Below are 26,121 nucleotides of genomic sequence, written 5' to 3' on the forward strand. Positions count from 1 at the left end.
AGAAGATGACGCAATTTGCATTTGTTTTTCCGGGTCAGGGTTCACAGACTGTGGGCATGCTGACTGAATTAGCGGCGACGTATCCGCTGGTAGAAGGGACCTTCCGTGAAGCCTCTGACGCGCTGGGCTATGACTTGTGGCAGTTAGTGAGTCAGGGGCCGGCTGAAGAGCTGAACAAAACCTGGCAGACTCAGCCTGCACTGTTAGCCGCCTCTGTAGCAATCTACCGTGTCTGGCAGCAGCAGGGCGGTGAACAGCCTGTCCTGATGGCCGGTCATAGCCTGGGCGAATATTCGGCGCTGGTTTGTGCGGGTGTGCTTAACTTTGCGGATGCGGTGAAGCTGGTTGAACTGCGCGGCAAACTGATGCAGGAAGCGGTGCCAGAAGGCACCGGCGCAATGCAGGCAATTATTGGCCTGGATGACGCGGCTATCCGTAAAGCGTGTGAAGAAAGCGCGCAGGGCCAGGTCGTTTCACCGGTTAACTTCAACTCGCCGGGCCAGGTGGTTATTGCGGGTAACAAAGAAGCCGTTGAACGTGCGGGTGCTGCCTGTAAAGCTGCGGGCGCTAAGCGTGCTCTTCCGCTGCCGGTCAGCGTGCCTTCTCACTGCGCACTGATGAAGCCCGCTGCCGATAAACTGGCCGTTGCCCTGGAAAGCATTACCTTTAATGCCCCTGCAGTACCGGTGATCAATAACGTCGATGTGAAAGCGGAAACTGACGCTGCGGCCATCCGTCATGCGCTGGTTCGTCAGCTCTACAGCCCGGTTCGCTGGACCGAGAGCGTGGAAGCGATGGCGGCACAGGGCGTGACACAACTACTGGAGATGGGGCCAGGTAAAGTCCTGACCGGTCTGACCAAACGTATTGTCGATACCCTGACAGCGGCTGCCGTTAACGATACGACATCCCTGACGGCTGCACTCGGTAAGGAATAAGAGGAAAATCATGAGCTTTGAAGGTAAAGTTGCGCTGGTTACCGGCGCGAGTCGCGGCATTGGTCGTGCGATTGCAGAAACACTGGCGGCACGTGGTGCCAAAGTGGTAGGAACTGCAACCAGCCAGAGTGGCGCCGATGCCATCAGTGCTTACCTTGGCGACAAGGGTAAAGGCCTGTTACTGAACGTGACTGACGCTGATTCAATTAACAGCGTTTTAGAGAATATTCGCGCTGAATTTGGCGAAGTGGATATTTTAGTCAATAATGCAGGCATTACGCGTGATAATCTTCTCATGCGCATGAAGGACGATGAGTGGCAGGATATCCTGGATACTAACCTCACATCGGTATTCCGCCTTTCTAAGGCGGTCCTGCGTGCCATGATGAAAAAGCGCGTGGGCCGTATCATCACCATTGGTTCCGTTGTTGGCACCATGGGTAACGCGGGCCAGGCAAACTACGCAGCAGCAAAGGCGGGTTTGATTGGCTTTAGCAAATCACTGGCGCGCGAAATCGCGTCACGTGGCATTACCGTCAACGTCGTGGCTCCAGGCTTTATTGAGACTGACATGACGCGGGCACTGAACGAAGATCAACGTTCCGGTATTTTGGCGGAAGTCCCTGCGGGTCGCTTAGGCGATGCACAGGAAATCGCCAATGCTGTGGCATTTTTAGCCTCTGACGAAGCAGCCTACATCACAGGTGAAACGCTGCACGTCAATGGCGGAATGTACATGGTCTGATAAATCACGAAATCATTTGCTTTATTTGCGGTTAAAACCGCAAAATAACGCAAAATCGTGGTTCGACCAGCCGGGATTTTGTTGCATCTTTTTCACCATTTTATACACTACGAAAACCATCGCGTAAGCGAGTTTTGATAGGAAATTAAATAGTATGAGCGATATCGAACAACGCGTTAAGAAAATCATCAGTGAGCAGCTGGGTGTGAAAGAGGAAGAAGTCACCAACTCTGCATCTTTCGTAGAAGACCTGGGTGCCGATTCTCTTGATACCGTTGAGCTGGTGATGGCTCTGGAAGAAGAGTTTGATACTGAGATTCCAGACGAAGAAGCTGAGAAAATCACTACCGTTCAGGCAGCGATCGACTACATCAATAGCCATAAAGGCTAATGAATATCTTCAGGCGGTCGCTCGACCGCCTGATTTTTTGTTTGTCCCACATAGTTCCCTATTTCCCCTCCCTGGAGGACGAACGTGTCTAAGCGTCGTGTAGTTGTGACTGGTCTTGGCATGTTGTCTCCTGTCGGCAATACCGTAGAGTCTACCTGGAGTGCTCTCCTTGCCGGTCAGAGCGGCATTACCCTGATCGACCATTTTGATACCAGTGCTTATGCAACCCGTTTTGCAGGTCTGGTAAGAGATTTTAATTGTGATGACTACATCTCGCGCAAAGATCAGCGCAAGATGGATGCCTTCATCCAGTACGGCATTGTGGCCGGTATGCAGGCCATGCAGGACAGCGGTCTGGTTATTACCGATGAAAATGCAAGCCGTATGGGCGCAGCAATTGGCTCCGGTATCGGTGGCTTAGGTCTGATTGAAGAGAATCATACCTCACTGGTCAACGGCGGCCCGCGTAAAATCAGCCCATTCTTTGTGCCTTCAACCATCGTTAACATGGTGGCGGGTCATCTCAGCATCATGTATGGCCTGAAAGGTCCAAGCATCTCTATCGCGACAGCCTGTACCTCTGGTGTGCATAACATCGGTCATGCCGCACGTATCATCGCCTATAACGATGCTGACGTGATGCTGGCGGGTGGCACAGAGAAGGCCAGCACGCCATTAGGCGTCGGTGGATTTGGTGCAGCACGCGCCCTCTCAACCCGTAACGATAATCCGCAAGCGGCCAGCCGCCCGTGGGATAAAGATCGTGACGGTTTTGTGCTGGGTGACGGCGCTGGCATTGTGGTGCTCGAAGAGTACGAACATGCGAAGAAACGTGGTGCGAAAATCTACGCAGAAATCGTAGGTTTTGGTATGAGTAGCGATGCCTACCACATGACTTCACCACCAGAAGATGGCTCAGGTGCAGCGGCGGCCATGACCAATGCGCTGCGTGATGCTCAGCTTACGCCAGAGCAGATTGGCTACGTCAACGCGCACGGTACCTCCACGCCAGCCGGTGATAAAGCGGAAGCGCAGGCGGTGAAATCGGTCTTTGGGGCAGCAGCCAGCAGTGTCATGGTCAGCTCAACCAAATCAATGACCGGACACTTACTGGGTGCCGCAGGCGCTGTTGAATCAATTTACTCGATTCTGGCACTGCGCGACCAGACCATCCCACCGACCATTAACCTGGACAATCCGGATGAAGGCTGCGATCTCGACTTCGTGCCGCACACCGCGCGTCAGGTTCCCGGTCTGGAGTACACCCTGTGTAACTCCTTTGGTTTCGGTGGAACCAACGGTTCGTTGATCTTCCGTAAAGTGTAATCGTTGCAGATTGTTAAAAAGGCCCGCGATGCGGGCCTTTTTTTATCCTGCAGAATGCGCTGAAATCACGGGTCACGCTCAGGAGAGAACCATGTGGATTAACGGATTCAAACAATCGACGCTGGCCGCCAGCGACCGCGGCCTGCAGTTTGGGGATGGCTGTTTTACTACCGCTGCTGTGCGCGAGGGGAAAATCGTGCTGCTGGAAAGCCACATCCAGCGCCTCAAAGCGGGCTGCGAGCGGTTATGGATTGGCGGCGTCGACTGGGATCAGCTTGAGGCTGAGATGAGTCAGGCCGCGCATGAGCAGGCGCAGGCGGTGCTGAAAGTGATTATCAGCGCGGGCAGCGGCGGACGGGGTTACAGCCGGCGCGGCTGTGGTGAACCCACCCGGGTCGTTTTGCTGGCGCCCTGGCCGCTACACTACGCCGATTTACGGCAGCGGGGAGCTTTACTCCGGCTGAGTCCGATTCGTCTGGCGCGAAACCCGCAGTTTGCCGGTATCAAGCACCTTAACCGGCTGGAACAGGTGATGATTCGGGCTCATCTTGACCAGACAGACGCTGACGAGGCGCTGGTGCTTGACACTGAAGGTTGGGTGGTGGAATGCTGTGCGGCCAATTTATTCTGGCGGCAGGGCGGGCAAATTTTTACGCCTGATATCTCCGCGTCAGGCGTGGATGGCATTATGCGGCGAAGTCTGATGGCGCAACTTGCAGCAGCAGGTCAGGCTTGTCAGGTGATAAAAAGCGAACCGGCACAGCTGCTGGCCGCTGATGAAGTGGTGATATGTAACGCGCTGATGCCGGTTCTGCCGGTCCGACAGATAGAAGCCGTACAGTTTACTGAGCGCTCGCTGTTTAATCAGTTGCACGCAGGCTGTAAAAAGATAATGGATGCATCATGATTCGAAGCAAAAAAATTCTCGTCAGCCTGCTGGCGATTGTGGGTCTCGCGGCTGCGCTGAGTTACTGGCAGGTTAAGCAGTTTGCGGCTACTCCGTTGACCATTAAGCAGGAAACAATCTACACATTGCCAGCCGGTACGGGCCGGGTCGCGCTCCAGGCACAGCTGGAAGAGAAAAACATCATTCCACACAGTATCTGGTTTGGCGCGCTGCTGCGTCTGGAGCCGGAGCTGGCGACCTTTAAAGCGGGCACCTATCGCCTTGAACCGGCCATGACCGTGCGCGCGCTGTTACAGCTGCTGGCCAGTGGTAAAGAGGCGCAGTTCCCTTTACGGTTTGTGGAGGGGCAGCGGCTGAAAGAGTGGCTCAATGAGCTGCGTAAAGCGCCCTATATCCGTCACACTCTGAAAGATGATCAGTTCGCCACGCTTGCCAGCGCACTCAACGTGGAGCCTGAGCAACTGGAGGGCAACTTCTTCCCGGACACGTATCTCTACACCGCCAACACGACCGATATGGCGCTGCTGCAACGCGCGCATGAGCGGATGAAGAAAACCATCGATGAGGTCTGGCAGGGACGGGCGGATAATCTGCCGTACAAAACGCCACAGGATCTGGTGACCCTGGCCTCGATCATTGAGAAAGAGACCGGCGTCAGCGAAGAGCGGGCGCGCGTGGCCTCGGTGTTTATCAATCGCCTGCGCACAGGTATGCGTTTACAGACCGATCCCACGGTGATCTACGGCATGGGTGACAGCTATAACGGTACGCTGACCCGCAAAGATCTTGAGACGGCGAGCGCGTACAATACCTATATCATTAATGGTCTGCCGCCGGGACCGATCGCGATGCCGGGCAAAGCCTCACTGCAGGCAGCGGCCCATCCCGAGAAAACGAACTATCTCTACTTTGTTGCAGACGGCAAGGGCGGACATACGTTTACCACCAACCTCGCCAGCCATAATAAGGCGGTGCAGGTCTACCGGCAGACGCTAAAGGAAAAAAATGAACAGTAAGTTTATCGTCATCGAAGGCCTGGAAGGCGCCGGAAAAACCACCGCACGCGACGCCATTGTCGCTACGCTGCGCGCTCGTGGCATTAGTGATCTGGTTTTTACCCGTGAGCCTGGCGGTACGCCGCTGGCAGAACAGCTCAGGGTGTTAGTCAAGCAGGGCATTGAGGGTGAGCAGGTGACGGATAAAGCCGAACTGCTGATGCTCTATGCGGCGCGGGTTCAGCTGGTGGAGACCGTAATCAAACCGGCACTGGCTCGCGGTGCATGGGTAATTGGCGATCGTCACGATCTCTCCTCTCAGGCTTATCAGGGTGGTGGCCGTGGTCTGGACAGCGAACTGATGCAGACGCTGCGAGATGCAGTCCTGGGCGATTTCCGTCCCGATCTGACGCTCTATCTTGATGTCACGCCTGAGATCGGCCTGCAGCGCGCCCGTGCGCGCGGTGAGCTGGATCGCATCGAGCAGGAGTCGCTGCGCTTCTTTGAACGTACCCGTACACGCTATCTGGCGCTGGCCGCAGACGATCCCACTATCCTGACTATCGATGCAACTCAGTCACTGACCGAGGTGACAGCGTCACTTCAGATGGCGCTGGACAGCTGGCTGGCGGAGCAGATGTGATGAACTGGTATCCGTGGCTGAATCAGCCTTATCGCCAGGTGATTGGCCAGCATCAGGAGAATCGCGCGCATCATGCGCTATTGATCCAGGCGATGGCTGGGATGGGCGATGACGCGCTGGTCTGGGGGATGAGCCGCTGGCTGATGTGCCAGCAGCCGGATGGACTGAAAAGTTGTGGAGCGTGCCACGGTTGCCAGCTGATGCAGGCTAACACGCATCCTGACTGGTATCGGTTAGAGGCGGAGAAGGGCAAAAGTACCCTGGGCATCGACGCGGTGCGGCAGGTGACAGAAAAAATGTATCACTTTGGTCAGCAGGGCGGCGCGAAAGTAGTCTGGCTGCCGGATGCCGCGCAGCTTTCGGAAGCGGCGGCCAACGCCCTGCTGAAAACGCTGGAAGAGCCGCCAGCCAACAGTTGGTTCTTCCTCAGCAGTCGCGATCCGTCACGTCTGCTGGCCACGCTGCGCAGTCGCTGTATGACGCTGCATCTGACGCCGCCCGATGAAGGACAAAGTCTGCTCTGGCTGAAAAAGCAGTCCTCGCACGATGAAAAGATGCTGCTGGCGGCGCTACGCCTCAGCGCAGGTGCGCCGGGCGCGGCGCTCAGCCTGCTGGAAAACGGGCCGTGGCAGGCGCGGCAAAAGCTTTGCGATGCGCTGCCCGCGGCATTGCAGCAGGACATCCTGCAACTGCTGCCTGCGCTGAATGCTGACGATGCGGCAGCACGTATCGGCTGGCTGCTCTCTTTACTGCTGGATGCGATGAAATGGCAGCAACATGCAGGTCAGTGGCTGAGTAATATTGACCGTCAGGATGTGGTGCAGTTGCTGGCCGGATACTTTTCAGCCAGCGCGCTCAACAGCAGTACCCTGGCATGGATGCGCTGTCGCGAGCAGTTACTGCATATAGCGTCAGTGAATCGCGAATTATTGCTGACCGATCAGCTTCTGAGCTGGGCGGACAAACAGAAGCCCGCGCAGGTGTGCTAAACCTATCTGAGAGTAATTATGTTTATTGTGGATTCCCATTGCCATCTTGATGGCCTGGACTATGAAAAGAACCATCGTGACCTGGATGATGTGATCGCCAAAGCGGCGGCACGTGATGTGAAATTTATGCTGGCCATCGCCACCACGCTGCCGGGTTTCCATACCCTGAAGAGCCTGGTCGGCGATCGGAAAAATATTGCGCTCTCCTGCGGCGTGCATCCGCTGAATCAGGAAGAGGCCTATGACGTTGAGGCGTTTCGCCAGCTCTCTGCCGATCCTCGGGTCGTCGCGCTCGGTGAAACCGGGCTGGATTATCATTATCAGCCTGAGACAAAAGATCAGCAGCAGCGCTCGTTCCGGGAACATATCCGTACCGGGATTGCACTGAATAAACCGATCATTGTCCACACGCGTGATGCGCGCGAAGATACGCTGGCGATTCTGCGCGAAGAGCAGGTGGAACGCTGTGGCGGTGTGCTGCACTGTTTCACTGAGGATCAGCCCACCGCAGCTAAGCTGCTCGATATGGGCTTTTATATCTCCTTTTCCGGTATCGTCACGTTCCGTAATGCAGAACAGTTACGCGAAGCGGCGCGTTATGTGCCGCTGGACCGGATGCTGGTCGAAACGGATTCACCTTATCTGGCGCCAGTGCCGTATCGTGGTAAAGAGAATCAGCCTGCTTACACACGCGATGTTGCCGATTACCTGGCGGTACTGAAAGGGGTCGATGTGGAAACGCTGGCCGCCGCTACCACGCAAAACTTCTCAACGCTGTTCCATATCCCGATGAGCCAGCTTGGCGCGTGATCGGCTTTTATTTCAGCCTCTGTAATTAATCTGTAACCTGCCTGCATGACCCTGTTTTTTCAGACAGGGTCAGCTTTTTATCGTCAATTACCGATGCGCTTCAGTGAGAAATTTCGTAAAGTGCGCCTCTGTAATTGTCGAAACGTGATAGCCATCAAAGTAACAAAACGGGATTTATTTTACCCTTCGTAATAAATCAAAAGGCGGTCACCGCCAGCCCGGCAAAGAATCCTCCCTCTTTGCCACGCGCACTGCGCAAATATGCACTCATACTCAGGAGCTTCACGCTATGTTCAAAAATGCTTTTGCCAACCTTCAAAAGGTCGGTAAATCGCTGATGCTGCCGGTATCGGTTCTGCCGATTGCCGGTATTTTGTTAGGGGTCGGTTCAGCCAATTTCAGCTGGTTACCTGCAGTGGTTTCGCATGTAATGGCAGAAGCGGGTGGATCGGTGTTCGCCAACATGCCGCTGATTTTTGCTATCGGTGTGGCGCTGGGCTTTACCAATAACGATGGCGTTTCGGCGCTGGCAGCAGTGGTTGCCTATGGCATCATGGTGAAAACCCTGGCGGTGGTTGCGCCGCTGGTGCTGCATATGCCTGCGGCAGAGATTGAGGCTAAACACCTCGCCGACACCGGGGTTCTGGGCGGCATTATCGCGGGCTCCATCGCCGCTTACATGTTTAACCGCTTTTATCGCATTAAGCTGCCGGAATATCTGGGCTTCTTTGCAGGTAAACGCTTTGTGCCGATTATTTCCGGTCTGGCAGCTATCATTCTCGGCGTGCTGCTCTCCTTTATCTGGCCACCGATAGGTTCTGCGATTCAGGAGTTCTCACAGTGGGCTGCCTATCAGAACCCGGTTGTCGCCTTTGGTATTTATGGCGTAATCGAACGTGCGTTAGTGCCGTTTGGTCTGCATCACATCTGGAACGTTCCTTTCCAGATGCAGATTGGTGAATACACCAATGCGGCAGGTCAGGTGTTCCACGGTGATATCCCACGCTATATGGCGGGTGACCCGACCGCAGGTAAACTTTCTGGCGGCTTCCTGTTCAAAATGTACGGTCTGCCAGCGGCAGCGATTGCTATCTGGCATTCAGCGAAGCCTGAAAATCGCGCTAAAGTGGGCGGTATAATGATCTCCGCCGCACTGACCGCATTCCTGACCGGTATCACCGAACCGATTGAATTCTCATTCATGTTCGTGGCACCGATCCTGTATGTGATCCATGCGCTGCTGGCGGGTCTGGCATTCCCAATCTGTATCCTGCTTGGGATGCGTGATGGCACCAGCTTCTCACACGGTCTGATCGACTTTATCGTACTGAGCGGCAACAGCAGCAAAATCTGGCTGTTCCCGATTGTTGGTATCATCTATGGTCTGGTTTACTACACCGTGTTCCGTGTACTGATCGCGAAGCTGGATCTGAAAACGCCTGGCCGTGAAGAGAGCAGCAGCAGTGAGCAATCTACCGCGACCGGTACCGAGATGGCGGGCAAGCTGGTGGCGGCGTTTGGTGGTAAAGAGAACATCACTAACCTGGATGCCTGTATCACTCGTTTACGCGTCAGCGTCGCCGATGTGGCGAAAGTGGATCAGACTGAACTTAAAAACCTCGGCGCCCGTGGCGTAGTGGTTGCCGGTTCCGGCGTTCAGGCAATTTTCGGGACTAAATCCGATAACCTGAAAACCGATATGGATGATTACATCCGCAGCATGTAATGATTCAGCGATATGAAAAAGCCCCGCTTAGCGGGGCTTTTTTTTGGCATGTGTTACAGGTAAACGCGCAGATACTCAGTCAGGCAGAGCAGGGCCATTGCCTGACCATAGGGCATCGAGGTGAGAGGAACCGTGCGGTAGTAGTCCAGATCACTGCCCATCGCGGTACCAAAGGAAACCTGTTTCAGCTCGCCATCGTCATCGATATTCGCAATCACGCCGCGCAACGCTTTTTCCGCTACCTCACGGTACTCAGCAGGGAGATAGCGCTTGCGAACCCCTTTCAGAATGCCATAGGCAAATCCTGCCGTGGCGGAGGCTTCCGGGTAGCTGTCTGGATCATCGAGCAGGGTATGCCACAAGCCGCTGCTGTGCTGACAGGCCTTTAACGCTTTGACCTGTGTCTCCAGCACCTGCTGCAGGAAGCGGCGGGTAGCGTGATGCTCAGGCCAGTTCATCATCTCCAGGAAGTCAGGAATCACAATCGTTACCCAGCTGTTGCCACGAGCCCAGCGTGCATCAGCAAAGTTATGGCGGCCATCGAAGTTCCAGCCGTGGAACCATAAGCCGGTTTCGCGATCCATCAGATACTGGGTGTGCAGCAGGAACTGATAGCTCGCTTCTTCCACCCACTCGTCGCGTTTCAGCAACTGGCCGATTTTGGCCAGCGCCATTACGCTCATCATCAGCGTATCGTCCCAGAGCTGCTGTGTGTTTTCATTGTTATAGACGATGTGCTGCAGGCCGCCCTGTTCGGTGCGCGGCATTTCATACATGACCCACTCAGCCCAGCGCTCAAGCACCGGCACCCAGGCCGGGTTACCGGTCTCTTCATAACGGTAAGCCAGCGTCAGAAAAGGACAAACGGTATTCACATTTTTGGTCGGCGTTCCTTCCGCCAGACGCTCAGTGAACCACTCATCAATGATCGCCAGCGTCTGCTGATCGCCGGTTTGCTGATAGTAGTGCAACATGCCATACAGACCGATGCCATGTGTCCATTCCCAACCCGCCCAGCCTTTGGTATCAATCACCCGGCCATCGTCCAGCCGTAATAAAAATTCGCCTGTCTCATCGGTGATGTTAACCAGATTTTGTGTCAGCTTTTGAATCAGCTGTACCAGTTCGCTGCGTGGCAGCAGATGCTCAGGTTGGCACAATAATTTGCTGTGTTTAACGGGAAATACAGTCATGGTTTATTCCTGTCGTTTTAAGGTCGGGTTTATAGAAGGGTGTAAAGAGGGGTGCGCGGACAATTTTTCCGGCGCTGGCTTATTACGGTTAAGAAAGCCAATGTTATTGTTGCCCCACAGATTTTCGTAAGGCATGCCTGCCAGCGTTTCAACTACCCCACGTGCTTCCGGGGTGATGCTTTCCGGCACGATGCGGTCCGCTTCGCGCATTTTCAGCGTCTCCTGGCGCAGGACAGTATGGGTCTGCAGATTAAGTTTAAAGCGCAGCGACACAATAAAGCCGCAGGCCAGAACGGCCACTGTACCGATACTCAGGATCGCCAGGATAGTGTGGCTGACGCCGGGTAGCTGGGTCGCCTGGCCAGAGACAAAACCAGAGAGCTGCAGCACGATACCGACCAGCATGACGGCACCAGCCTGCGACGCTTTACGTGTCAGGGTCATAATGCCGGCAAAAATGCCTTCACGGCGCTGACCGGTGATGGCCTCATCGACATCTGCGATATAGGTATAAGTGTTCCATGGCACATAATTAATGCCGCCACGTCCCAGGCCTGCCAGGGCAGAGATCGCTAACAGCAGGGACATGTTGTCGTTCATGCCGGCATACCACAATCCGGCATAGGAGAGCGACGCCAGGCCAAACAGGATAGCCACCAGACGGTAGGCAGGTGCAGGCCCCATGCGGATACAGAGCGGGATCATCGCCATCACGGCAATAAACTGCAGCACTGCCATGGTGCCCATCAGACTGGAGGCAACCTGGGCACTCTGCATCAGCACAAAGACCACATACCAGGTAAAGACGGCATTAAAAACATCCTGGGCGATGTAGCCGCCGAGGTACATGCCAAGGTGCTGGCGGAAGATGCGGATACGTAAAGTTGAGGCCAGCTCAACGTACAGCCGTTTAAGATTCTGCATCAGCGTCAGCTGCTGTTTTTCCTGTTCAGCACGCCGCGACTCGGCAGAGAAATCATCCGGGTGACGCTCCCAGGTAAAGCACCACACCAGCGTCAGCACCAGCGCGCAGATTACCGAGAACACCAGGCTGGCGTAGAAGAAGGAGAGAGGATTATCTTTGCCCAGCATACCCAGCAAAATACCGGGTAAAAAGGCGGCCAGAATGGCCGATAGCTGAGCCAGGCCGATGCGGGCACCGGAGAAGCGGGTTTTCTGTTTGAAATCGTCGGTCATTTCCGGCACCAGCGTTTCATACGGCACCAGGATCATGGTGTAGACGATATCAAACAGCAGGTAAGTGCAGAGATACCACCAGAAACTCATGTCGCTGACCCACATCAGGCTATAACTGAATACACAGGGTATGCCGAGCAGGATAAAGAATTTGCGGCGGCCAAAGCGTTTGCCCAGCCAGGTCGAACCGAAGTTATCGGTCAGAAAGCCCATCAGCGGACTGACTATCGCATCCAGCACGCGGGCAGCGGCAAAGATCAGCGTAGCCTGAATCGGGGTTAACCCACAAAAGGTGGTGTAAAAATAGAGCAACCAGGCGGCGGTCAGCGCCGTGGTACCTGCTCCAAGAAAATCTCCGGAACCGTAGGCCAGATAGTGGCCAAGACCAATTTTACGTGAGCGCATGTCTGATGCTCCTTGATGTTTATGGCGGTTTATCCCTGGTGACGCCGGTCATCTCACCCGGACTGGTTAGCAAAGTAGAACTGACGGGGCGGCTAAACCTTCGCAATTTGGCAAGTGCTGGCGCTGAAGTGGCAGTCATACAAAGAAAAGGGTGGCGAAATTCTAATTTATAAAACAGCGTTTCATTTTATGGTGTAGCAGGGGCGTTGCCGGCATTCTGAACAGGGTGCGGGTCACGGAGAGAGGGTGCTGCTGCAAAGGCAGGCGAACAATGCAAGAAAAGTGGTCCTGAGGTTGAAAGAAAACAAATTTCTCCCGCATACTGATTGATTAAGACTCAGGCTAAAGCTAAAGGAATTGCACCATGGCAGAAGAAACCATTTTTAGTAAAATTATCCGCCGCGAAATCCCCGCTGATGTGGTTTATCAGGATGAGCTGGTCACTGCCTTTCGCGACATTTCGCCCAAAGCCCCGACCCATATTTTAATCGTGCCGAATGTGCTGATCCCAACGGTCAACGAGGCGGAAGCGGCGCATGAGCATGCGCTGGGACGTATGTTTACTACCGCGGCGAAAATCGCGCGTCAGGAAGGTATCGATCAAAATGGTTATCGGCTGATTGTGAACTGCAATCAACATGGTGGTCAGGAGGTCTATCACATCCATATGCATCTGCTGGGCGGCGAACCGCTAGGCCCGATGCTCTCTGACTGACCTGATAACGGAAAAATGCTATGCGATCCTGGCTGACTGGCCTGCCGATCCTGCTCTGCCTGACGGCCTGCAGCAGTGAAAAACCGATGATCAATACGTCACAGTCGCTGGTGATGGAGTCCTCTGTGTTGTCGGCAGGGATCATTACCGATGAACCGACGCTGGATGAGAACGATGGACTGAAGCGTGCCACCAGCGTGCTCTATAATCAGCGCGAAACACCGGTTGTTGTGCACTATCGTTACTACTGGTATGACGACAAAGGGCTGGAAATCACCCCGCAGGAACCGGCGCAGACCGTTACCGTTCCGGCGCAGGGCAGCATTGTCGCCACCTCGCAACTGGGTAACCTGACTGCCAGCAAGGTTCGTCTTTATCTCTATCTTTAAGGATTTTCTACGTGATACGCAGTGTTAATCGTACCGGAGCGCTCCTGATGGCGCTCATTCTGACCGGCTGTGTGGTGAAACAGCAGCAGCCTGCACCGGTTGAACCGACTCAACCTGTGGAGCCGGTGCAGCCCGTTCCACAACCTGAACCGGTGCCGCAACCACAGCCAGTGCCGCAACCACCGAAACTGGTCACTATCAACTGGGATGCCAGCGTTCAGCCGCTGGTGGCGCAGATGTTACAGGCCGCCAGCGCCGAGCCGGGCAGCGTGTTGCTGGTAGACCGCATCAAAAACAGTACCAATGGCGCGCTGCAAAGCGAAAAAGCGACAGCGGCTATCCAGAATGCGCTGAACAACAACGGCAAATTCACGCTGGTTTCTGCCGATCAACTGGCGCAGGCTAAGCAGACGCTGGGATTATCGCCGGATGACAGCCTGAACTCGCGCAGTAAAGCGATTGGCCTGGCGCGTAACGTTAATGCTCAGTATGTGCTTTACAGCAACGCGCGAGGCGATGTCAAAGCGCCGACGCTGCAGATGCAGCTGATGCTGGTTCAGACAGGCGAGATCATCTGGTCCGGCAACGGCATTGCACAGAATTAATTCCGCCTTTCAGCGGGTAATTCAGCAGGTTACCGGCGAGCCAGATAAGGTATCCACTATCCCGCTGGCCGGTCTGACCGGGCACAGCCAGAAGATTGTCAGCCCGCGCGGAACCTTTATCGCGCGGGCGGCACCGCAACCGACTATTCCGTTTGTGGATCGGCAGCGCGAATTCCGTCTGTTAAGCAAATTGCAAGACAGCGGACTGGCACCGCAGCCCGTGGCAGGGCATCGTCAGGGGATTATCCTGACCTGGTGCGCAGGCGAAGCGCTGGATGAACACTGCTTCAGCCAGCAGCGTCCACAGATCGTGGCACTCCTGCGGCAGCTACATCAGCAGCCGCTGACCGGCTATCGTCTGCAGTTGTTGCCGCTGTTATGGCGCTACTGGCAGCTCACGCCACAGCGGCATCACCGCTGGTTGCGGGCGCTCAGGCGTCTGACGCAGCAGGGTGAACCCCAGCCGCTGAGGCTGGCTCCGCTGCACATGGATCTGCATGCCGGCAATGTCATACAAGGTCCCGAAGGTCTGCGTCTGATCGACTGGGAATATGCCGCCGATGGCGACGTGGCGCTGGAGCTGGCGGCTGTCTGTGCCAGCGATCCGCAGCACCATGCTGACTGGCTGGCAGAGTACGCCGCAGCGATGCAACTGCCTCTTCCCGCGCTGGTGCAGCAGGTCAGACGCTGGCAACCCTGGCTGCGTCTGCTGATGGCCAGCTGGTATCAGCTGCGTGCCGGTCAGGGTGACGACGAAACATTACACCAGCTGGCCCGACAGAGCTGGGAACAGATTTAATCGCGTTACGCAGGTGCGTTTCGCTACAGGATTCAGGTTATGAGATCAGATTTACCCGGCCCTCTGATGCTCGACGTCGAGGGTTATGAACTGGATGGCGAAGAACGCGACATCCTGCAGCATCCGCTGGTGGGCGGCTTAATTTTATTTGCCCGAAATTATCACGACCCGGCTCAGCTGGCAGAGCTGGTGCGACAGATCCGCGCCGCCTCTCACACCCGGCTGGTGGTGGCGGTGGATCAGGAGGGCGGTCGCGTGCAGCGTTTCCGTGACGGCTTTACCCAACTGCCTGCCATGCAATCCTTTGCGGCACTTCACGATGCAGAAACCGCTGGCGAAATGGCGCAGCAGGCGGGCTGGCAGATGGCGGCCGAGATGATTGCCATGGATATCGACATCAGCTTCGCGCCGGTACTCGATATTGGTCATATCAGCGCCGCGATTGGCGATCGTTCTTTCCATGCCGATCCGGCGATTGCTCTGGCCGTTGCCCGCCGCTTTATTGCGGGGATGCACGAGGCGGGCATGAAGACGACCGGCAAACATTTCCCGGGACATGGCGCGGTCAGCGCTGATTCGCATAAAGAGACGCCACGCGATCCACGCGATGAAAAAACGCTGCGTGAGCACGACATGGCGATTTTCAGCAGGCTGATTACCGAGCAGGCACTGGATGCGATTATGCCTGCACATGTCATCTACACCGACGTTGATCCGCTGCCCGCCAGTGGTTCGCCCTACTGGCTTAAAACTGTGCTGCGCGAGCAGTTGGGTTTCGACGGCGTGATTTTCTCCGACGATCTCTCAATGGAGGGCGCCGCTGTAATGGGCAGCTATCCTGAGCGCGCGCAGCAATCCCTTTCTGCCGGTTGTGACATGATTCTGGTCTGCAATCAGCGGCAGGGTGCTATCAGTGTGCTGGATAACCTGATCCTGGTCGGGTCAGAGCGGATTACGCAGCTGTATCATCAGGGCAGGTTTACCCGCGATGAACTGCAGGCTACACATCGCTGGAAAAATAATGCCCAGCAACTGAGTGCACTTCAGGAACGCTGGCTGGCTCACAAAGCGTCGTGGTAGGCAGTGACTGCCCGGCGCTATCACTAACCTGAGGATTATCATGATCATCTATCTGCACGGTTTTGATTCCAGTAGTCCGGGCAATCACGAAAAGGTGCTGCAACTGCAATTTATCGATCCAGACGTCAGGTTGATCAGTTACAGCACCCGTCATCCTAAACATGACATGCAATTTCTGCTGAAAGAGACCGATAAAATGCTGACGCTGTCCGACGACGACCGCCCGCTGATTTGTGGCGTCGGGCTGGGCGGTTTCTGGTCAGAGCGCATCGGTTTTCTGTGCGGTATCCGGCAGGCGATCTTCAATCCCAACCTCTTTCCGCAGGAGAATATGGAGGGGAAGATCGACCGGCCAGAAGAGTACCAGGACATCGCCACGAAATGCGTCAGCGATTTTCGCGAACGCAATCGTGACCGCTGTCTGACTTTTCTCTCCCGTCAGGATGAGGCACTGGACAGCCAGCGCACCGCCGACCAGCTGCATCCCTTCTATGAAATCGTCTGGGACGAGACTGAGGGGCATAAGTTCAAAAATATATCCCCACATCTTCAGCGGATAAAAGCTTTCAAAACATCAGGTTAAGCCGGACAGGCACCGCAAGGTGCCTGTTTTCATTACGTAATTATCCGAGTTTTATTTCCCCGCTTTGATGTATATCAATATTCTTATGTTCTCCTCTTCCCGCCATGTTATTCTGCCAGCAGATTGCGATTTTAACTTCGCCAACCCTATGTTTCTTAAGGTTTAATTTAACCTTTGGTTAACTTTTGGTTCACAATTTGAGGGGGTCTTTGTTGACTACGTCTGTTAAGAGAATTGTTATTGTTGGAGGGGGAGCGGGCGGCCTGGAAATGGCAACGCAGCTGGGCCATAAACTGGGTCGTAAAAAGAAGGCCGAGATTATCCTGGTGGACCGTAACCACAGCCATCTGTGGAAACCGCTGCTGCACGAAGTCGCTACCGGTTCGATGGATGAAGGGATTGATGCGCTGAGCTATCTTGCTCATGCCCGCAATCACGGTTTTGAGTTCCAGCTCGGTTCGCTCACCGACATCGATCGCAGCCGCAAAGTAATCCGTCTGGCAGAAGTGCTGAATGCACAGGGTGAAGTGCTGGTGCCACAGCGTGAAGTGGCCTACGACCAGCTGGTAATGGCGCTGGGCAGCACCTCAAACGATTTCGGCACGCCGGGCGTCAAAGATCACTGTATCTTCCTGGATAACCCGCATCAGGCGCGTCGTTTCCATAATGAGATGCTTAACCTGTTCCTGAAATTCTCCGCCAGCGAAGGCAGGGTCGAAAAAGTCAACATCGCCATCGTGGGTGGCGGCGCAACGGGCGTTGAGCTGTCAGCGGAGCTGCATAATGCGGTCAAACAGCTGCACAGCTACGGATTTAAAGGTTTGGGACGCGAAGCGCTGAACGTGACGCTGGTCGAAGCGGGCGAACGTATTCTGCCTGCACTGCCACCGCGCATCTCAGCTGCGGCACATCAGGAGCTGACCAAACTGGGCGTGCGCGTTCTGACGCAGACCATGGTTACCAGCGCTGAGCAGAATGGCCTGAATACCAAAGGCGGTGAGTTTATTGAAGCCGATCTGATGGTCTGGGCGGCGGGCATTAAAGCGCCGGACTTCCTGAAAGAGATTGGCGGACTGGAAACCAACCGCATCAATCAGCTGGTGGTAAAGGAGACGCTGCAGACCACGCTGGATGATGACATCTACGCGATTGGCGACTGCGCCTCCTGTGCCTTGCCGGGCGGCGGATTTGTACCACCGCGCGCCCAGTCAGCGCACCAGATGGCCTCACGCGCCATGGACAATATCCTTGCTCAGCGCCAGGGCAAACCGCTGAAGGCTTATGTCTACAAAGATCATGGCTCGCTGGTGTCGCTCTCCCGCTTCAGTACGGTCGGCAGCCTGATGGGCAACCTGATGCGCGGTTCAATGATGGTAGAAGGGCGCATAGCGCGCTTTGTCTACATCTCTCTCTATCGTATGCACCAGATAGCACTGCATGGCTATTTTAAAACCGGCCTGATGATGCTGGTCGGCAGTATTAACCGGGTTATTCGCCCCCGGCTGAAGCTGCACTAAGCAACAGCAATAACGCTGGCTAATTAATGCTAAGCCTCCTCGATTCTGAGGGGGTTTTTTTATGCCCTTGAGGGGCACACATTAAGACAAATTAAACTTCAGTTTCCTGTATGATGATTAATAAGAAATCCCGGACTTAATGCCGGGATTTTTCTTTACAGGTCAGTCAATTATCCTTCATTCGCCAGCCGGATGATCAACTGTCCCGGCCCGGTGATCACCTCGATCTTCTGCCCGGTCGTAAATCCCAGCGCTTCCAGCCAGCGGCCTTTAATGGTGAGCTGCGGCAGTGGGTTCGGCTGGCCCCTATTAGGCCGGTATCCCACTCTGTAATAATGTGCTCGCGATTCACCAGCGGCGGTTGTGGACGTGCGGGTCCCTGACTTATGATGCGTGTCAGCCATAATTAACTCCCAATCAGTTAGTTGTGGTCAGCGGGCTGTTGGTGTTCCACCACCTTCAGCCCGCGCTAAAAAATCTCTCGTTATGTGCTTCCTGTTCCGTTTTTACCTGTTTAAATATACACCTCCTGCCACGTAAACTCGCTGAAAGCTGAGTAATAAATTGCGAGCTATCTCTGAAAACCAGATAGTTTTTCTCCGGTCTGGCTTTCGTTCATTTTTTCTTCGCAGTCAGCTTGAGGGTGACGCTTTTTGGGAAAATACAGGTATTATTTTTCCGAATGCTTTCATTTATTCAGAGGGGTTTAAATAGAACTGTAACTTAGTCTTTTAATGGGTTGTGGGTATATAGGTCAGTTAATAATCTGCGTTAATGGATTGTATAAGGCAGGATAATTTTCTGGATGTATGTGCCGAAATGGTTTCCAGGGATTTTTGCTTTTTTATGGCAACTCGGTCTTGATACCTCTAATTCTTTTTGGTCTAATAATGCCATTAAGGATTGATTGGTAATTAACCGCGAGAATGATTCCTGTGGTTAAATTCTTTACTTAACCTAAATTAAATGGCCGAAGTTCCATTTAATAAGGCTGGCGTTTAAGTTTCACATTGACTCAGGCCAGCCTGATTTAAAAAATCCGGGTATGAATAGATGCTCTCCGACCGATCTGAACATCAGGCGCGGAGCGCTACATGAAATTCCTGTCCGATACAGATGGATTGATAAAAACTCTATCCTATCCGTCGGGTATGGGTGATTCAGGGAATGAAGTCCTGCGATTAGCGCAGGGAAATAATGTTAGATTATGAAAAGGAATTAATTACATGACCTCTAAAATGACGATGCTGGCATTACTGTGTGGTGGTCTGCTCGTGGGCAGCAATGCGCTGGCTGATAATCACACTGTCTCGATCGGCTATGCTCAAAGCAAAGTTGATGACTTCAAAAACATTCGTGGTGTCAATGTTCAGTATCGCTATGAGTGGGACTCTCCTCTCAGCGTTATTGGTTCGTTCAGCTATCTAAAAGGCGATCAAAGTTTTTCTGAGCGCGAAGATTTTTATGGCGATGTCAGCGGATATGATGGAAAAACCAAAGTGAAATATTACTCACTGATGGCAGGTCCGGCATATCGCATCAATGACTATGTCAGCTTCTATGGATTGATCGGTGTTGCCCATACCAAAGTGGATGAGAACGTGACTTATCCCGGAGTCTACTCCGAAGAATATAGTGAAAATAAAACCTCTTTTGCCTATGGCGCTGGCGTTGTCGTGAATCCTATCAGCAACCTCTCTGTGAGTGTTGGCTATGAAGGTACTCGCGTAAAATATAACGAAGATGTTGCCATCAATGGTTTTAACATCGGCATCGGATACCGTTTCTGATTCAACGCTAAAAACCGCAACCCTGGTCATCTGGTCAGGGTTGTTTTTTTGCACTCTGGAAAGGACCGTTTTTTATAAAGGTCGAATCAGGCAGTTCTTCGATACATTTAAAATAGTACCTGATCCTGTCTGACCAAAGACGTCGATCTTCTGAATTAACCGGTTTGAATTTTGTTAAAACAAAGAAAAACAATTAAAGCTTCAGGGGGCGAGAATGTTATGCATTAAATGTCAGGAAGCAGAAGAGAATAAATAATCAGGCTTTTGTGATAATTGTGAAAAAAAAGAAGAGGGCAGGATTAATGGCTTATTATATCTGCCAGCTTTAGGCTTGATTATTGGTTTTTTTACGATGCTGTATAATGATTTTTGTATTGTTTCGTTGATTGCCAACACTTATCAGAAACAAGGTGTGGTTAATAGTTTTAGTGTTTTATTATTAGCGCTGTCCATTATTAATGCTCCCGTAACAGTGCTGGCTTGCTGGTTCTTCTTTAGGAAGAAAGTAAAAACCAGATACGTGATGATAACGTAATATTTATACGGTCTTATCTTTGCGAGTTTTTGCACGCTTTATCCTGCTTTGGTTTTTCACGTAAACCTTACGCAGCCTGCTATCAATATGCTGGCTCGGGCCTTAATCAGTTGTCTGATATGGGTACCATACTTTATTTTTTCCAGCAGGATTAATAAAGTCTTTGTGCATTAATACGGTCAATATTTTTTTGTCACAAAATAAACGATGTGTAACGCAACACCCGCCTCGTTATAGTACCAATAAAATAACCAGTTCCAGTCTGTGTCAGTTAAATTAAGGATAATAAAGAATGGCTGCAAAAATTTTGATCACCGGATTGATAGCACTATTATTGAGTGGCTGCACGGCAGGTTTCAGACCTTCACTGGATGATTATAAAGGACAGGATGCGGCCCGGATCCGCGTCGCTTCAGAGGGCAATACGGCTCTCCAGTTCTTTGAAAAGCAGAGTTCAGGTTGCTATAAAAAAGTACTGGAACGCCGTATCACTTCTGGCTTTGCCATTCTGGGCATTCCTGTCACTGGCAATAAACGAATAGGTATGCCAGCGTCATCCGAGAACAATGGCGCTTTCATTAATGAATTTACCCTGAAGCCAGGACAAATGATTCGTGTCATCCATTACTGGACTCAAGCTGGGTACCATCAGAACACTCAAAAATCTGCCACTGTTGAATTTATTCCTCAGGCTAACGATGATTACGATATCGTGGTCAGAGGCTCTGAATATTCAGGCGATAGCGTTTCAATCAAAAATCTCACCCCAAACGGCATCGTTGTGGGCTGGGGCGAGGTGAAGGAATGCCCGTCAGAGAGTATTTTTGATTAGTCTCCTTTTTCTTCCTTCCTGAAGCCTGGGTGCTTCAGGAAGGAATATGCCCGATGACGGCATCCAGTGAACATGCTTACAGGTAGCGCTGAAAAGGCCGCTGCCAGAACAGACAGTCAGCGTCTGCATAACGCTTGAGATAAATTTATCCAGTTGATTTAATTAGTTAAATTTTTTTATTAAATCGACACCAGCAACAACTCCCTTCACCTCAGAACTCTCCTAAAAACTGGTCCTGATAGCAAAGTGACCAATTTCGTCCATTTATCTGATGTTGCATTTTCGGTCCATCTGTAAAACTTCATCTCAACAAACACGGCGCGTCGCGCACGCCGGTTATACCTCAGTCAATGAGGATGCTTTAACAGCAGGATTGCGCGGTAACACTTTCAGGAGGAACTTCCTGTGAATAAATCAATGTTAGCGGGTATCGGTATTGGTGTGGCAGCAGCGCTGGGTGTTGCCGCCGTAGCAGGCATGAACGTGTTTGATCGCGGTCCTCAATACGCTCAGGTACTGGCTGCAACGCCAATCAAAGAGAGCATCAGACAGCCACGTCAGGAGTGCCGTAATGTCACACTGACTCACCGTCGGGCCGTACAGGATGAGAACCGTCTTGCTGGCTCTGTATTAGGTGCAGTGGCAGGTGGAGTTCTCGGTCACCAGTTCGGTGGCGGTCGCGGTAAGGATGTCGCGACAGTAGCAGGTGCGTTGGCAGGCGGTTATGCGGGTAATCAGGTCCAGGGCGGACTGCAGGATCGTGATACCTACACCACAACCGAACAGCGCTGTAAAACAGTGTATGACAAACAAGAGAAAAAACTGGGATATGACGTGACCTATAAAATAGGCGATCAGCAGGGTAAAATCCGTATGGAGAACGACCCCGGCACGCGTATTCCACTGGATCGCAATGGTCAGCTGATTCTCAACGGTGACCAGGCGTAATTGGGCAAAGCTTTGCCGCACTGGCGGCCACACAGCACGACGTAATGAAAAAGGCGCATCTCAAAGATGCGCCTTTTTTATCGCCATTTTCCCGCACTTTACCGATTAGCTCAGCAAAGCGCGGGCAGAGGGTTACGCCTGATGCTCAGCCAGTTGTGAAACGAAGCCCTGCACCCAATCCATACGAATTTTTCTTTCCGACAGCTCGCGGGTAAACCGCAGGCGTGTTGGCCCATCCAGTTTCCACTGCTGTGGCTCTTTCTGCAGCAGACTAATCAGCCATGCCGGATCGACCTTGTTCTGCGGCGCAAAATCGAAATAGCCGCCTTTGTCGCTGGCTTCGATCTTACGCAGACCGACCGCGCGGGCTTTCAGACGGATAATCGCCACGTCCAGCAGATTACGCGCAGGGTCAGGGAGCAGGCCGAAGCGGTCGATCATCTCAACCTTCAGCTCCTGCAACTCCTCTTCAGCCTCCGCGCTGGCGATGCGCTTATAAAGTGAAAGACGGGTGCTGACATCCGGGATGAAGCTCTCGGGCAACAGCGCCGGCATGCGAAGTTCCACCTCAGTCTGGTTGCTGGTGAGATCTTCCAGTGACGGCTCGCGACCCGCTTTTAGCGCATCGACGGCATTCTCCAGCAGCTCCATATAGAGCGTGAAGCCCAGCGTCTCCATCTGTCCGCTCTGCTCATCACCCAGCAGCTCGCCAGCCCCGCGAATCTCCAGGTCGTGGGTTGCCAGCGCAAAACCGGCGCCCAGATCTTCGAGTGAGGCGATCGCTTCCAGGCGTTTATGTGCGTCCGCGGTCATCGACTTCGGATGCGGCGTCAACAGCCAGGCATACGCCTGATGATGCGAACGACCGACGCGACCACGCAGCTGATGCAGCTGCGCCAGGCCAAAGTGGTCGGCCCGTTCGATGATGATGGTGTTCGCGGTCGGAATGTCGATCCCGGTTTCGATAATGGTGGTACAGACCAGCACGTTGAAACGCTGATGATGGAAATCGTTCATCACCCGCTCCAGCTCACGCTCGCGCATCTGTCCATGACCAATCGCCACCCGCGCTTCCGGCACCAGATCGCTGAGACGCTGCGCCGCTTTATCTATATTTTCAACGTCATTGTAGAGATAGTAGACCTGTCCGCCACGCAGAACTTCGCGCAGAATCGCTTCGCGGATCACCACGTCGTCGTATTCACGGACAAAGGTTTTTACCGCTAAACGGCGGGCAGGCGGGGTAGCGATAATGGAAAGATCGCGCATGCCACTCATGGCCATATTCAGGGTGCGCGGGATCGGCGTGGCGGTCAGGGTCAGGATGTCCACATCAGCACGCATCGCCTTGATGCGCTCTTTGTGACGCACCCCAAACCGGTGCTCTTCATCGACAATTAGCAGGCCGAGATCGTGCCACTTGAGGTCACTCATCAATAGTTTGTGGGTGCCGATCAAAATGTCGATTTTACCCTCGCTGGCCTGTTCCAGCACCTGTGCCTGCTCTTTGGCGGTACGGAAGCGGGAAAGCATCTCAATGCGAACCGGCCAGTTGGCGAAGCGGTCACGGAAGTTGTCGTAGTGCTGCTGTGCCAGCAGGGTAGTCGGCACCAGTACGGCCACCTGTTTGTGGTTCTCGATGGCCAGAAACGCCGCGCGCATCGCTACTTCCGTTTTACCAAAGCCCACATCACCGCACACCAGACGATCCATCGCCAGCGGTTCGCACATATCGCTCAGCACGGCGTTGATCGCCTGTGCCTGATCGGGTGTGGTTTCAAACGGGAAGCTTTCGCAGAACAGCTGATACTGCTCACGGTCATGCTTAAAGGCAAAACCGGTTTTGGCGGCGCGCTGGGCATAGATATCCAGCAGTTCGGCCGCCACATCGCGTACTTTCTCCGCCGCTTTCTGCCGCGCGCGCGACCAGGCATCACTGCCCAGCTTATGCAGTGGCGCATTATCGTCAGCTCCGCCCGCATAGCGGCTGATCAGGTGCAGCGATGAAACCGGCACATAGAGTTTGGCGTCATTGGCGTAGGAGAGCATCAGGTATTCCGCCTCAATGCCGCCTGCTTCCAGCGTAGTCAGGCCGATATAGCGGCCCACGCCGTGCTCCAGATGCACTACTGGCTGACCGGGATGCAACTCCGCCAGGTTACGGATCAGAATGTCGGGATTGATGGTACGACGGGTATCCTGACGGCGACGGCTGACGCGTTCGCCCAGCAGATCGCTTTCGCAAATCAGCGCCCGGTTACCCTGGGTATCGATGAAACCACGCTCGCTGGCACCGATCATCAGCGTGAAACGATCGTCGACGGTTTCATCAAAACGGTGCACTGACTGAGGACGCAGTTTAATCCGGGCCAGCAGCTCCTGCAGGCTCTCGCGGCGGCCTTCACTTTCGACCGAGAAGACCACGGCGCCGCTGAAAGTCTCAATAAACTGCCGCAGATGGTCGAGCGGCGCTTTCGCCTGCGCCTGAACGGCGAGATCTGGCAGCGGGATGTAACCGAGATTGGTATTCGCGGCTTTGGCGGGCAGCACCTCATTGGTCATCTGGATGCGCGGCCAGGCTTTCAGTTCGCCCATTAACGCGTCGGGACGCAGCCACAGGGTGACCGGTTCCAGCAGCGGACGCATCGGGTCCACGCGACGGTTCTCATAGCGCGCCTCAGCATCCTGCCAGAAGCGGCTGGCGCTGCCTTCAAGGTCGCCGCAGTTCACAATCAGGGTGTTGTCAGGCAGATAGCTGAACAGGCTGGGTAACGGCTGCTCGAAGAACAGCGGCTGCCAGTATTCGATGCCCGCGGGCAGCGTGCCTTTGCTGACCTGCTGATAGACGTGCTCCGACTCGCGGCGCACATCAAAAATTTCGCGCCAGCGGCTGCGGAACAGCTCAATGGCGGCTTTGTCGCTGGGAAATTCATGTGCGGGCAGCAGATTGATTTCCGGCACCGCTTCCAGCGTACGCTGATTATCGACGTCGAACAGGCGCAGGCTGTCGATCTCATCATCGAAAAAGTCGATGCGGTAGGGCTGATCGCTGCCCATCGGAAACAGATCGAGCAGGGCGCCGCGCGTGGCGTATTCACCGTGCTCCATCACCTGATCGACATGGCGGTAACCGGCCTGCTCAAGCTGATCGCGCAGCCGGTCGCGTGACAGTTTTTGCCCCTGCTTCATCACCAGCGCATGGCCGTGCAGGAAACTGTGCGGACAGACGCGCTGCATCAGGGTATTGACCGGCATGATCAGCAGACCGCGCTGCATCACCGGCAGCTGGTAAAGGGTCGACAGTCGCGCAGAGATAATATCCTGATGCGGCGAAAAGCTGTCATACGGCAGCGTCTCCCAGTCGGCAAGGTGCGACACCGGCAGATCGGTAAACTGGCGGATTTCATCCAGCAGACGCAGAGCGGTTTGGGTATCGGGTGTAATCATTAACACCGGACCAGCATGTCGTTCGGTAATACTGGCACACTCAACCGCATGCGCAGCGCCGATAAGCTGGCCGAGCTGGCGATGATCGCCGGATTTAACGGGCAGGGTATAACGAGTCTGTTCGGGCATGGGATCTCGGGGTTGCTCCATTTTTCCAGGACGTAATCATTCCATATTATGTCAGGGGGATCACCTCTGCGGCACAATTTTCCTGCCGCGCCGCGCTGAACCCGGGGATCGGTCAGCCATTACCGGGCGTCGGCGGTAATACAGCGGATAGAGAGAGGATAGACGAGTCTGGAGCGGGATCAGAAAAAACCGCCGTCGCTGTGCAGCGACGGGGTTAAACGGGCATTCTATTTTATGGATTGCTGTGTGTAATACATGCGTGGGCGGTCGATATTTGCCCAGGATAACTCCTGCTCAGGATGATAGCTGAGGTTGCCGTCGTCCCACTTTACGTAGTAGCCGGCTGGTGCGCTTCCCTGCTCAAAGACGTTGATGATTTCGCCTCTGATTTCCCCGGATTGATGTTTAACGATGCTGCCTTTGGGAAATTTCAACATGGTCGCTGCCTCTATCGCTGTGCGATAAATTACCTCTTATCCTGTTACAG

25 protein-coding genes and 1 pseudogene are annotated in these 26,121 nt (G+C 53.9%); 21 read left to right on the forward strand and 5 right to left on the reverse strand.

Annotated features, from left to right (window positions below; translation table 11 throughout):
• Window positions 1-5: 5 nt before the first annotated feature.
• From fabD to ptsG, 10 genes are all read left to right on the forward strand, one after another.
• Window positions 6-938, forward strand: a complete 933-nt coding sequence (gene fabD, locus NIM72_RS19185; protein ID WP_161733772.1) for an ACP S-malonyltransferase — start codon at window positions 6-8, stop codon at window positions 936-938.
• A 10-nt stretch (window positions 939-948) separates the two neighbouring features.
• A complete protein-coding gene (gene fabG / locus NIM72_RS19190; protein WP_013357455.1) occupies window positions 949-1,683 on the forward strand; it encodes a 3-oxoacyl-ACP reductase FabG in 735 nt (244 codons plus the stop codon).
• Between the two features lie 154 nt (window positions 1,684-1,837).
• Window positions 1,838-2,074, forward strand: a complete 237-nt coding sequence (gene acpP / locus NIM72_RS19195; RefSeq protein ID WP_003849865.1) for an acyl carrier protein — start codon at window positions 1,838-1,840, stop codon at window positions 2,072-2,074.
• An 84-nt stretch (window positions 2,075-2,158) separates the two neighbouring features.
• Window positions 2,159-3,400 carry a beta-ketoacyl-ACP synthase II gene (gene fabF / locus NIM72_RS19200; RefSeq protein WP_253421589.1) on the forward strand — a complete coding sequence of 414 codons (1,242 nt, stop codon included), beginning with the start codon at window positions 2,159-2,161 and terminating at the stop codon, window positions 3,398-3,400.
• Between the two features lie 91 nt (window positions 3,401-3,491).
• Window positions 3,492-4,307: an aminodeoxychorismate lyase gene (pabC, locus tag NIM72_RS19205; protein ID WP_161733768.1), complete on the forward strand. Its 816-nt coding sequence runs from the start codon at window positions 3,492-3,494 to the stop codon at window positions 4,305-4,307.
• A complete protein-coding gene (gene yceG, locus NIM72_RS19210; protein WP_222924191.1) occupies window positions 4,304-5,323 on the forward strand; it encodes a cell division protein YceG in 1,020 nt (339 codons plus the stop codon). Before pabC ends, yceG begins: the two co-directional genes overlap by 4 nt.
• A complete protein-coding gene (gene tmk / locus NIM72_RS19215) occupies window positions 5,313-5,945 on the forward strand; it encodes a dTMP kinase (RefSeq protein WP_161733763.1) in 633 nt (210 codons plus the stop codon). The genes yceG and tmk overlap by 11 nt, the downstream gene beginning before the upstream one ends.
• Complete coding sequence (holB, locus tag NIM72_RS19220) at window positions 5,945-6,934, forward strand: DNA polymerase III subunit delta' (RefSeq protein WP_253421590.1); 990 nt, start codon at window positions 5,945-5,947, stop codon at window positions 6,932-6,934. The genes tmk and holB overlap by 1 nt, the downstream gene beginning before the upstream one ends.
• Before the next feature lie 18 nt (window positions 6,935-6,952).
• Complete coding sequence (locus NIM72_RS19225; RefSeq protein WP_161733759.1) at window positions 6,953-7,744, forward strand: metal-dependent hydrolase; 792 nt, start codon at window positions 6,953-6,955, stop codon at window positions 7,742-7,744.
• Between the two features lie 289 nt (window positions 7,745-8,033).
• Window positions 8,034-9,470 (forward strand): PTS glucose transporter subunit IIBC, encoded by a 1,437-nt coding sequence (ptsG, locus tag NIM72_RS19230; protein WP_161733757.1) that lies wholly within the window; start codon window positions 8,034-8,036, stop codon window positions 9,468-9,470.
• 53 nt (window positions 9,471-9,523) lie between these two features.
• Here ptsG and NIM72_RS19235 read toward each other — a convergent pair whose 3' ends face one another.
• Together NIM72_RS19235 and NIM72_RS19240 are read right to left on the reverse strand one after the other, a co-directional pair.
• The gene (locus tag NIM72_RS19235) at window positions 9,524-10,663 is read right to left on the reverse strand and encodes a glycoside hydrolase family 105 protein (protein ID WP_253421593.1); all 1,140 of its coding nucleotides are present in this window, start codon (window positions 10,661-10,663) and stop codon (window positions 9,524-9,526) included.
• Between the two features lie 3 nt (window positions 10,664-10,666).
• Window positions 10,667-12,265, reverse strand: a complete 1,599-nt coding sequence (locus NIM72_RS19240; RefSeq protein ID WP_161733753.1) for an MFS transporter — start codon at window positions 12,263-12,265, stop codon at window positions 10,667-10,669.
• Window positions 12,266-12,629: 364 nt separating this feature from the next.
• On the opposite strand from NIM72_RS19240, the gene hinT reads away from it, so the two are divergent.
• From hinT to NIM72_RS19275, 7 genes are all read left to right on the forward strand, one after another.
• Window positions 12,630-12,980, forward strand: coding sequence for a purine nucleoside phosphoramidase (gene hinT, locus NIM72_RS19245; protein WP_013357465.1), 351 nt, complete (start codon window positions 12,630-12,632; stop codon window positions 12,978-12,980).
• 20 nt (window positions 12,981-13,000) lie between these two features.
• On the forward strand, window positions 13,001-13,369 hold the full coding sequence (locus NIM72_RS19250) for a YcfL family protein (protein WP_033732268.1): 369 nt from the start codon (window positions 13,001-13,003) through the stop codon (window positions 13,367-13,369).
• Between the two features lie 11 nt (window positions 13,370-13,380).
• The gene (gene lpoB, locus NIM72_RS19255) at window positions 13,381-13,974 is read left to right on the forward strand and encodes a penicillin-binding protein activator LpoB (RefSeq protein ID WP_161733749.1); all 594 of its coding nucleotides are present in this window, start codon (window positions 13,381-13,383) and stop codon (window positions 13,972-13,974) included.
• Window positions 13,961-14,773, forward strand: a complete 813-nt coding sequence (gene thiK, locus NIM72_RS19260; RefSeq protein ID WP_253421596.1) for a thiamine kinase — start codon at window positions 13,961-13,963, stop codon at window positions 14,771-14,773. The genes lpoB and thiK overlap by 14 nt, the downstream gene beginning before the upstream one ends.
• A 39-nt stretch (window positions 14,774-14,812) precedes the next feature.
• Window positions 14,813-15,853, forward strand: coding sequence for a beta-N-acetylhexosaminidase (nagZ, locus tag NIM72_RS19265; protein WP_253421599.1), 1,041 nt, complete (start codon window positions 14,813-14,815; stop codon window positions 15,851-15,853).
• Between the two features lie 40 nt (window positions 15,854-15,893).
• Window positions 15,894-16,436, forward strand: a complete 543-nt coding sequence (gene ycfP, locus NIM72_RS19270; RefSeq protein ID WP_222924188.1) for an alpha/beta hydrolase YcfP — start codon at window positions 15,894-15,896, stop codon at window positions 16,434-16,436.
• A gap of 212 nt (window positions 16,437-16,648) precedes the next feature.
• On the forward strand, window positions 16,649-17,953 hold the full coding sequence (locus NIM72_RS19275) for an NAD(P)/FAD-dependent oxidoreductase (RefSeq protein ID WP_161733741.1): 1,305 nt from the start codon (window positions 16,649-16,651) through the stop codon (window positions 17,951-17,953).
• A 170-nt stretch (window positions 17,954-18,123) separates the two neighbouring features.
• On the opposite strand, the gene NIM72_RS19280 is transcribed toward NIM72_RS19275, so the two are convergent.
• Window positions 18,124-18,357: a SymE family type I addiction module toxin gene (locus NIM72_RS19280; RefSeq protein ID WP_222924187.1), complete on the reverse strand. Its 234-nt coding sequence runs from the start codon at window positions 18,355-18,357 to the stop codon at window positions 18,124-18,126.
• Window positions 18,358-19,179: 822 nt separating this feature from the next.
• On the opposite strand from NIM72_RS19280, the gene NIM72_RS19285 reads away from it, so the two are divergent.
• From NIM72_RS19285 to NIM72_RS19295, 4 genes and pseudogenes are all read left to right on the forward strand, one after another.
• Window positions 19,180-19,743 (forward strand): Ail/Lom family outer membrane beta-barrel protein, encoded by a 564-nt coding sequence (locus tag NIM72_RS19285; RefSeq protein WP_253421601.1) that lies wholly within the window; start codon window positions 19,180-19,182, stop codon window positions 19,741-19,743.
• A 298-nt stretch (window positions 19,744-20,041) separates the two neighbouring features.
• Window positions 20,042-20,452, forward strand: a pseudogene (locus tag NIM72_RS21595) (DUF2569 family protein).
• Between the two features lie 118 nt (window positions 20,453-20,570).
• Window positions 20,571-21,110 (forward strand): hypothetical protein, encoded by a 540-nt coding sequence (locus NIM72_RS19290; protein WP_253421604.1) that lies wholly within the window; start codon window positions 20,571-20,573, stop codon window positions 21,108-21,110.
• A 405-nt stretch (window positions 21,111-21,515) separates the two neighbouring features.
• On the forward strand, window positions 21,516-22,058 hold the full coding sequence (locus NIM72_RS19295) for a glycine zipper 2TM domain-containing protein (RefSeq protein WP_033732285.1): 543 nt from the start codon (window positions 21,516-21,518) through the stop codon (window positions 22,056-22,058).
• A 132-nt stretch (window positions 22,059-22,190) separates the two neighbouring features.
• On the opposite strand, the gene mfd is transcribed toward NIM72_RS19295, so the two are convergent.
• The gene (gene mfd / locus NIM72_RS19300) at window positions 22,191-25,634 is read right to left on the reverse strand and encodes a transcription-repair coupling factor (RefSeq protein WP_161736343.1); all 3,444 of its coding nucleotides are present in this window, start codon (window positions 25,632-25,634) and stop codon (window positions 22,191-22,193) included.
• 227 nt (window positions 25,635-25,861) lie between these two features.
• Window positions 25,862-26,071 (reverse strand): hypothetical protein, encoded by a 210-nt coding sequence (locus tag NIM72_RS19305; protein ID WP_013357479.1) that lies wholly within the window; start codon window positions 26,069-26,071, stop codon window positions 25,862-25,864.
• Window positions 26,072-26,121 lie beyond the last annotated feature (50 nt).

The sequence above is a fragment of the Pantoea sp. B550 genome (assembly GCF_024158165.1).
GTDB lineage: Bacteria > Pseudomonadota > Gammaproteobacteria > Enterobacterales > Enterobacteriaceae > Pantoea > Pantoea alfalfae.